Annotated in this window: 8 protein-coding genes; 5 read left to right on the top strand and 3 right to left on the bottom strand. The window is 69.9% G+C overall.

The features are described 5' to 3' along the window. The first annotated feature begins 332 nt into the window (after positions 1 to 332). Positions 333 to 1,694, top strand: a complete 1,362-nt coding sequence (locus QH276_RS19840; protein ID WP_280406851.1) for an NCS2 family permease — start codon at positions 333 to 335, stop codon at positions 1,692 to 1,694. A gap of 100 nt (positions 1,695 to 1,794) precedes the next feature. After that, positions 1,795 to 2,331: a DoxX family protein gene (locus QH276_RS19835; protein WP_280402837.1), complete on the top strand. Its 537-nt coding sequence runs from the start codon at positions 1,795 to 1,797 to the stop codon at positions 2,329 to 2,331. Positions 2,332 to 2,380: 49 nt separating this feature from the next. Here QH276_RS19835 and QH276_RS19830 read toward each other — a convergent pair whose 3' ends face one another. Next, a complete protein-coding gene (locus tag QH276_RS19830) occupies positions 2,381 to 4,429 on the bottom strand; it encodes an ATP-dependent DNA helicase (protein ID WP_280402836.1) in 2,049 nt (682 codons plus the stop codon). Positions 4,430 to 4,557: 128 nt separating this feature from the next. Between QH276_RS19830 and QH276_RS19825 the strand changes: the two genes are divergently transcribed. The 3 genes from QH276_RS19825 to QH276_RS19815 all read left to right on the top strand — a co-directional run bounded on the left by QH276_RS19825 (position 4,558) and on the right by QH276_RS19815 (position 6,391). After that, positions 4,558 to 5,433: an oxidoreductase gene (locus tag QH276_RS19825; protein ID WP_280402835.1), complete on the top strand. Its 876-nt coding sequence runs from the start codon at positions 4,558 to 4,560 to the stop codon at positions 5,431 to 5,433. Between the two features lie 74 nt (positions 5,434 to 5,507). Next, on the top strand, positions 5,508 to 6,029 hold the full coding sequence (locus QH276_RS19820; RefSeq protein WP_280402834.1) for a transcriptional regulator: 522 nt from the start codon (positions 5,508 to 5,510) through the stop codon (positions 6,027 to 6,029). Continuing rightward, positions 6,026 to 6,391 carry a DUF3817 domain-containing protein gene (locus QH276_RS19815; RefSeq protein ID WP_280402833.1) on the top strand — a complete coding sequence of 122 codons (366 nt, stop codon included), beginning with the start codon at positions 6,026 to 6,028 and terminating at the stop codon, positions 6,389 to 6,391. Before QH276_RS19820 ends, QH276_RS19815 begins: the two co-directional genes overlap by 4 nt. 21 nt (positions 6,392 to 6,412) lie before the next feature. On the opposite strand, the gene rdgB is transcribed toward QH276_RS19815, so the two are convergent. Then, the gene (gene rdgB, locus QH276_RS19810) at positions 6,413 to 7,021 is read right to left on the bottom strand and encodes an RdgB/HAM1 family non-canonical purine NTP pyrophosphatase (protein ID WP_280402832.1); all 609 of its coding nucleotides are present in this window, start codon (positions 7,019 to 7,021) and stop codon (positions 6,413 to 6,415) included. Next, positions 7,021 to 7,794: a ribonuclease PH gene (gene rph / locus QH276_RS19805; protein WP_280402831.1), complete on the bottom strand. Its 774-nt coding sequence runs from the start codon at positions 7,792 to 7,794 to the stop codon at positions 7,021 to 7,023. Before rph ends, rdgB begins: the two co-directional genes overlap by 1 nt. Positions 7,795 to 8,307 lie beyond the last annotated feature (513 nt).

Below are 8,307 nucleotides of genomic sequence, written 5' to 3'. Positions count from 1 at the left end.
GCCGACGGCCGCGGGGGGGGGGGGGGGCGGGCCCCCCCCCCGCGCCCCCCCCCCCGGGGGGGGAGGGGGGCGCCCCCCCCGGGGGGGGGGGCGGGGGGGGGGGGGGGGGGGGGGGGGCGCGGGCGGCGGGGGGGGGGCGCGCGGGGCCGGCGCGGCTCCCCCCCCCCCCCCCCCGGGGGCGGCCCCCCAACCCCCGCGCCGCCGGAGGCGGCGCCATATACAGCTTCGTAACAACTATCCGATACCGTTCCACTGGCGCTGACCTGCGTCGTACCGCGCCGGGTGGTCGGCAGCCGCCGGGACGGAGTTACGCCTAGCCGACTGGAGGTGCCATGGCCACCGGAGTGTTGACCCGGACTCGTGGACGTGTGGATTCGTTCTTCGGGATCGGGATCCACGGTTCGACCGTGCGACGGGAGCTGATGGCCGGAACCGTGACGTTCCTGGCGATGTGCTACGTCCTGGCGGTCAATCCGGCCATCCTCGGTGATCAGGGCGATGTGGGTGCACTGGGCATTCCCACCCTGGCGGTGTTCACCGCGACCGCGGTCGCGGCGGTGGTGGGGTCGCTGGTGATGGGGTTGTGGGCGCGGTACCCGATCGCGCTGGCGCCCGGGATGGGTTTGAACGCGTTCTTCGCCTATTCGGTGGTGCTGGGGATGGGGATTCCCTGGCAGGTGGCGTTGTCGGGCACGTTGCTCTCGGGCGTGATCTTTTTCGTTCTGGCGATCACCAAGATCCGCGAGAAGATCCTGAACGCCATCCCGTTGCAGCTGAAGCTGGCGGTCGCGGCGGGCGTGGGGACCTTCGTGGCGTTCCTGGGGCTGAAGAGCGCCGGGATCGTGGTGGCGGATCCGGCGACTCTGGTGGGGCTCGGTGATTTCACCGAAGGCACCACGGTGCTGGCCTTGTTCGGGCTCGTGCTCACCGTGATCTTCCTGGTGCGCGGCTGGCACGGCGCGGTGCTGTACGGCATCGTGGCGACGGCGGTGGCCGGGATGATCGCCGGGCTGGTGGATATCCCGGACGGGCTGGCCGCGGTTCCGCAGGGCCTGGACCAGACCTTCGGGCAGGCGATCACCCATCTGCCCGACGCGTTCACCGCGCAGATGGCGGTGGTGGTGCTGACCATGCTGTTCGTCGATTTCTTCGATGCCTCCGGCACGTTGATCGGGGTGGCGAATCAGGCGGGTCTGCTCAATGCCAAGGGCGAACTGCCGCGGGCGTCGAGCGCGTTGTCCGCGGATGCGGTGGGCACCATGGCGGGTGCGGTGATCGGTACCTCCACCACCACGGCGTACGTGGAATCGACGGCCGGTGTTTCGGCGGGCGGCCGGACGGGTCTCACCGCGGTGGTGACGGCTGCCTGGTTCGCGGTGGCGATGTTCTTCTTCCCCGTCTTTTCGGTGGTGGCGGGTTCGGGCGCGGTGACCGCGGCGGCACTGATCGTGGTCGGGGTGCTGATGGCACGGTCGCTGGGCGATATCGATTGGGGCCGGCTGGAGTTCGCGGTACCGGCGTTCATCACGATTATCGTGATGCCGCTGACCTATTCGATCGCCAACGGCCTGGCCATGGGGATGATCTTCTATCCGGTGGTGATGGTGGCGCGGGGCCGGTTCCGGGAAGTGCATCCGGTGATGTGGGTGCTGACGGTGGTGTTCCTCGGATATTTCTTCCTGCTCGCGGAATAGGTTGCGGGCGGGGAAGGTTAGGGTAACCTAGCTTTGGGATTCGGACCTCGGTCCGGTTGTTTCCCGGGCTAACTACCTGCCGGATGAATGAGGGGTTCCGATGACCGTCAGCTCGACACTCGACCGTACCGCCGCCGCCACGACCAGTGAGAAAACCCTGTCCACCGATATCGGGCTGCTGATCCTGCGCCTGGTCTTCGGGTTGCTGTTCGCCGCCCACGGCGCCCAGAAGCTGTTCGGCTGGTTCGGCGGCGAGGGGCTCGCGGCGAACAACGCCGGCTTCGAGAAGATGGGATTCAATCCGGGCAGTCTCTTCGGAACCCTCGCCGGGCTCAGCGAATTCGTCGGCGGGCTGCTGCTGGCCCTCGGCGTGCTCACTCCGCTGGCCGCGGCGATCGTCCTGGGCACCGGGATCGTCATCGTCAACACGGGTTTCGGTAAGGGCCTGCTCGGTGGCTATGAGATGGGTCTGCTCTTCGCGGTGGTCGCTCTGGTAATCGCCTTCACCGGGCCCGGACGGCTCTCCGTGGATTCCGGTCGTCCGTGGGCGCGCAGCGGCCTGACCTGGGGTCTGGCCTCGGTCGGTGCCGCGATCGTGGCCGCAGGGATCACGCTGATCTTCAAAGGCGTGCTGTAATTTCGGCGCCGACTCCGTCGGTGTGCCCGGCTGGGGACGCCGCCGGAGTTCAGACCGTTGCGGCGGCGTCGAGGCGGCGCAGGGCTTTCAGAACGATTTCCGGATCGGCGGTTTCCCAGTACGGGGGGAGGGAGGCGCGCAGATAGCCGCCGTAGCGGGCGGTGGCCAGCCGCGGGTCGAGAATGGCCACCACGCCGCGATCGTCGACACTGCGCAGCAGGCGTCCGGTCCCCTGGGCCAGCAGGAGCGCGGCGTGACTGGCGGCGACGGTGAGAAAGCCGTTGCCGCCACGTGATTCGACGGCGCGCTGACGGGCCGCCAGCAGGGGATCGTCGGGGCGGGGGAAGGGGATCCGGTCCAGGATCACCAGGCTCAGCGAGGGGCCCGGGACGTCCACGCCCTGCCAGAGGGAGAGGGTGCCGAACAGCGAGGTTTCCGGGTCGTCGGCGAACTTCCGCACGAGCGCGCCGGTGGAATCCTCGCCCTGGCACAGGATCGGCGTCTGCAGCCGGGAGCGCAGGGCCTCCGTCGCCGATTTGGCGGCGCGCATGGAGGAGAACAGCCCCAGCGTCCGCCCGCCGGCGGCCGATACCAGCCGTTCGATCTCGTCGAGATAGGCCGGGGGCAGCCCGTCGCGTCCCGGGTTGGGCAGATGTTTCGCGACGTAGAGGATCCCGGATTTGGCGTGGTCGAACGGCGAGCCCACATCCAGCGAATTCCAGCGCACGGTGCCGGTATCGCCGGGGGCCTCGGCGCTGTTGGCCATGGCCGGGTCGACCTTGCCGGCCGATTGTGGTGGCAGCCCCCACGTGCGGGCCAGGCCGTCGAACGAACCGCCGATCTGCAGCGTCGCCGAGGTCAGGATGACGGTGGCCGTGCCGAACAATTGGCTGCGCAGCAACCCGCCGACGGCCAGCGGGGCCATATGCAGCGAGCGGCGGGTGACCCCGCGAACCTCGTCGGCCGATAGCCACACCACATCGCGGCGGGCCGCCGGATCCGGTTCGTCGAACGCGGTGAGGGCGCGGACGGCGCTGTCATGGATCTCCTCGACCGCGGCCACGGCCATGTTCCGGCCCGCCGCGGCCTCCGGGTCCGCGCCGGGCGCGGCGGAACCCTGCGGGTTCAGCGCGGTGCGTGCGTTCCAGGCGGCGTCCCGGATGAGGGCGAGGACCTGACCGATCCCCTCGGGCAGCATTTCCCAGCGGCCCGGACCGAGTTCGTCGAGGGCGGTATGCCAGGCCTCGGCGGCCGCCTCGAGGCGATCGACCTCCTGCTCGTCGATGAGTTTCGCGCAGCGCCGGGCGGCGGCGCTGATGGCCGTGGCCGACAGTTCGGCGGTCGCGACGCCGGTGACCCGGTCGACCAGTTCGTGCGCTTCGTCCACGACCACCACATCGTGTTCGGGGAGCACCTGGATACCGCTGATGGCATCGATGGCCAGCAGGGCGTGGTTGGTGACGACCACATCGGCCTGCGCGGATTCGGCGCGGGCGCGTTCGGCGAAACAGTCCTGGCCGAACGGGCAGCGGGATTTGCCGAGGCATTCCCGGGACGACACGCTGACCTGCCGCCAGGCGCGGTCGCTGACCCCGGGGGCGAGTTCGTCGCGATCGCCGGTCTCGGTATCGGAGGCCCATTCGTTGAGGCGTTTGACCTCGCGGCCGAGCCGGGAGACCGCGAACGCGTCGAACAATTCCGCCTCGGCGGGCTCGTCCGGAACCGCGCTGTTGATCTTGTTCAGGCACAGATAGTTGTTGCGCCCCTTGAGGATCGCGAACTCCGCCGGCCGGCCGAGCGGTTTCGCCAGGGCCTGTGCCAACCGGGGCAGATCGCGGTCGACCAACTGCCGCTGCAGGGCGATCGTGGCGGTGGAGACCACCACCGTGCGCCCGGTGCGCACCGCGTAGCGCAGGCTCGGCACCAGATAGGCCAGCGATTTCCCGGTGCCCGTCCCGGCCTGGACCGCGAGATGCTGTTTGGTTTCGATGGCGTTGTCCACCGCGGCCACCATGGTCATCTGACCGGGGCGCTCCTTACCGCCGAGCGCGGATACTGCGGTCGCCAGCAGGGTCGATACGGGTGGGAGTTCGGGCACTCGGGCAGCCTACTGCGCCGCACCGACACCCGTTCGCGGAGTCGCGTACCACGCGGCCGGCCGCCGCGTGCGGTGGATCGGGGTGTGTGGTCCTTCACAGCGATCTTACCCAGCAGTAAGGTCGGGTCATGGCGTGGAAACCCGATCAGATGCCCGACCAGCGCGGGCGCGTATTCGTAATCACCGGGGCCAACGGCGGCCTCGGTGCCGAGACCACCAAGGTCCTGGCCGGTAAGGGGGCCACCGTCGTGATGGCCTGCCGAAATACCGAGAAGGCCCGCGAAGTCGCCGAGTCCCTCGGCGGTGATATCCAGGTGCGCCGGCTCGACCTGGCCGATCTCTCCTCGGTGCGCGAATTCGCGGAGGAGACCGGCGAATTCGATGTGCTCATCAACAACGCGGGACTGATGAACGTGCCGTTCTCGCGCACCGTGGACGGTTTCGAAACGCAGTTCGGGGTGAACCATCTAGGGCATTTCGCCCTGACCGGGCTGCTGCTGGACCGGATCCAGGACCGGGTGGTGACCCTCGCCAGTATCGCCCACAAACAGACCCCCAAACTGTGGATCGACGACCTGAACTACGAGAACCGGCGCTACCAGCGCAACCTCGCCTATGCGCAGGCCAAACTGTCGAACCTGATGTTCGCCCGGGAACTGCAGCGCCGGCTGGCCGCCGCCGGATCGCCGAAGCGGTCCTACGGGGTGCACCCGGGTGTATCGGCGACCGAACTGTTCACCCGCACCGAAACCCCGCTCGACCTCATCAGTAAACCGGTGATCCGGCTGGTCGGGCACGCTCCCGCGAAGGCGGCGCATTCCACGCTGTTCGCGGCGACGATGCCGGACGCCGACCCGCAGACCTACTGGGGGCCGACCCGGCTGTTCCAGTCCCAGGGTCCGGTGCAGCCCTCCCCGTCGACCCGGCTGTCGAAGAACACCGAGCTGTGGCGGCGGCTGTGGGAAGAATCGGAGCGGATGACCGGCGTCGTCTACAAGCTCTGACCGGCGGCGACGACGGCCACCGCGCCGCGCACCTCACACTACGGCCGATGTAGTAGACGGGTACCGTGGTAGCCGTGTCCGCAACACCCCGCCGCACCGTGCACCGCCCGGCCTTGATCGTCCTGGCGGTTGTGCTCGCGGTGGCTGCGGTGGCATTGGGCTGGTGGCAGTGGGAGCGATTCTCCTCGGCCAGCGGAACGGCGCAGAACCTCGGCTACGCGATGCAGTGGCCGTTGTTCGGCGCCTTCGCGCTGTTCGCCTACTTCCGCTTCGTGCGGTTGGAGCGCGAGGCCACGGACGACGGTAATCCGGCGGCCGCCGGCGAATCCGCCGGCTCGGGCCCGGCAGCGGAGGACAGCCGAGCGACAGACGCGGTGGCGCGGGCCGATCGGCGTGGGGCCGGTGGTGCGGGTGGCCGCCGCCGGGTCGCGGCGCGAGAACCTCGGGAGATTCCGGCCGGATTCCTGCCCGAGCGCCCGCGCGCTGCCCGCGACACCGATCCCGTGCTCGCCGAATACAACAGCTATCTCGCCCGGTTGAACGCCGGCGACCAGGCGGGCAGCGAAGCCCGCGATTCTGAGAGGAGCGCCGGTTGACCGCCAGCGAGAAGACCACCGTCGGCGAAGCGGCTGCGCCCCGGCCCGCCGGGAACCGCAAGATCGCGGGCGCGCTGCTGCGCTACCGCGCCCTCGCCTGGATCACCGGCCTGTGGCTGCTGCTGCTCACCGCGGAGATGATCGCCCAATACGGCTTCGGGGTCGATACGCCGCGGTGGATCGCCATGGTGCACGGCTGGGCGTACTTCATCTACCTGATCCTCACCGCCGACCTCGCGGTGAAGGTGCGCTGGCCGATCAAACGCACCATCGGCACCCTGCTCGCGGGTACGATCCCGCTGCTCTCCTTCTTCGTCGAGCACCGCAATACCCAGCAGGTCAAACGCGATTTCGGGCTCTGAGCCGACCCGCGGAGGAGCGACTCAGCCGGCCAGTGCCGTGAGTGCCGGGAGCAACTGGGCGAGCGCCCGGCCGCGGTGCGACGCCGCGTCCTTCTGCGCCGGGGTGAGCTGGGCCGCGCTGAGCGCACCGCCGTCGGGATGGAACAGCGGATCGTAACCGAAACCGCCGTCACCCTGCGGGGCCCGGGCGATCGTGCCCGGCCATTCGCCGCGCACCACGATCTCCGCGCCCGCCGGGATCACCAGTGCGCAGGCCGAGACGAACCGGGCGCCCCGGCGCTCATCCGGGACATCGGCGAGCTGGGCCAGCAGCAGCGCGTTGTTCGCGGCATCGTCGCCGTGCCGCCCGGCCCAGCGGGCCGAGAGCACCCCCGGCATACCGTTGAGCGCGTCCACGGCGATCCCGGAATCGTCGGCGATACACGGTAACCGGGTGGCCTTGGCGCCGTCCCGCGCCTTCGCCAGCGCGTTCTCCTCGAACGTCGCGCCCGTCTCCGGCTCCTCCGGATACTCCGGCACATCGTCGAGCCCGACGATCTCGAGCCCGGCCACGCCCGCCTCGTCCAGGATCCGGCGCAGCTCGTGCAGCTTCTTGGTGTTGCGGCTGGCGAGCAGAACGCGACGGGCCATTACTTCTTCTTCGCCGGTTCGGGGGTTTCCGGCAGCACGCCCGGGTAGGGCAGCGCGAGCGCTTCCTTCTGCACCGCGAACAGCTGCTCGCAGCCCGCCAGCGCGGAGTCCAGGAGTTTGTCCAGGGTGGAGCGCGGGAAAGTGGCGCCCTCGCCGGTGCCCTGGATTTCGACCAGGGTGCCGGTATCGGTGGCGACGACGTTCATATCCACCTCGGCGCGCGAATCCTCCTCGTACGGCAGGTCCAGCCGGACCCGGCCGTCCACCACGCCGACGCTCACCGCGGCGATCGCGCAGGAGATCGGCTGCGGATCGGCCAGGCCGCCCGCCGCCCCGAGGTAGGTGACGGCATCGGCCAGCGCGACGTAGGCGCCGGTGATGGCCGCGGTGCGGGTGCCGCCGTCGGCCTGCAACACATCGCAGTCGACGGCGATCGTGTTCTCGCCGATCGCGGCCAGGTCGATACAGGCGCGCAGCGACCGGCCGACCAACCGGCTGATCTCCTGGGTGCGGCCGCCGACCTTGCCCTTGACCGATTCCCTGCTGCTACGGGTGTGGGTGGCGGCGGGCAGCATCGCGTATTCGGCGGTGAGCCAGCCCAACCCGGAATCGCGCCGCCAGGGCGGAACACCCTCGGTGACGCTGGCCGTGCACATCACCCGCGTCTGCCCGAACTCGACCAGCACCGAACCGGCCGGATGCGTGGTGAAACCTCGGGTGATCCGTACCTCGCGGAGTTCGTCGTCCGCCCTGCCATCGGCTCGTCTCGACACGGGCTCAGCGTAGTGGGGGACTCGAGCCCACAGCCCGCCCGGGTCCAGGTGCTGCCCGTTTTACGGGACAGAGTGCCGGGCGCCGCCGACCGTGCCCGCCCGGCGGGCGCTGTCCAGTCATACGAGATACATGGAGGTCCGCGTAACCCCGGAACCGAAGGCGACCACGGCGGTGCCTCGTCTTACGATCCCCGCGACGTTTACATGACCCCCGAAACCCGAACGCAACCACGGCGGCGCCGAGTCTTACGAGGCCCTGAGCGGTCCGCACAACCCCGAAACCCGAACGCAACTACGGCGGCGCCGAGTTCACCGAGGCCCTCAGAGGTCCAATAACCCCGGAACCGGACGCGCCCACGGCGGCGCCGAGTCTTACGAGGCCCTTGGAGGGTTTGGCCCGTGCCCGCGGGGGGCGCGCGGGGGGCGGCGGCGGCGAGCGGCGCACCGGAACCGGTCCGCGTCCAGGGCAACGCCCGCGAACCGGTGAGCTTGTTCCAGAACACCTCGGCACCG

The sequence above is a fragment of the Nocardia carnea genome (assembly GCF_029869215.1).
GTDB classification, from domain to species: Bacteria; Actinomycetota; Actinomycetes; order Mycobacteriales; family Mycobacteriaceae; genus Nocardia; species Nocardia carnea_B.
Note: the sequence above shows the minus strand (reverse complement) of the source record. Positions and strands in the feature narration are given on the sequence as shown.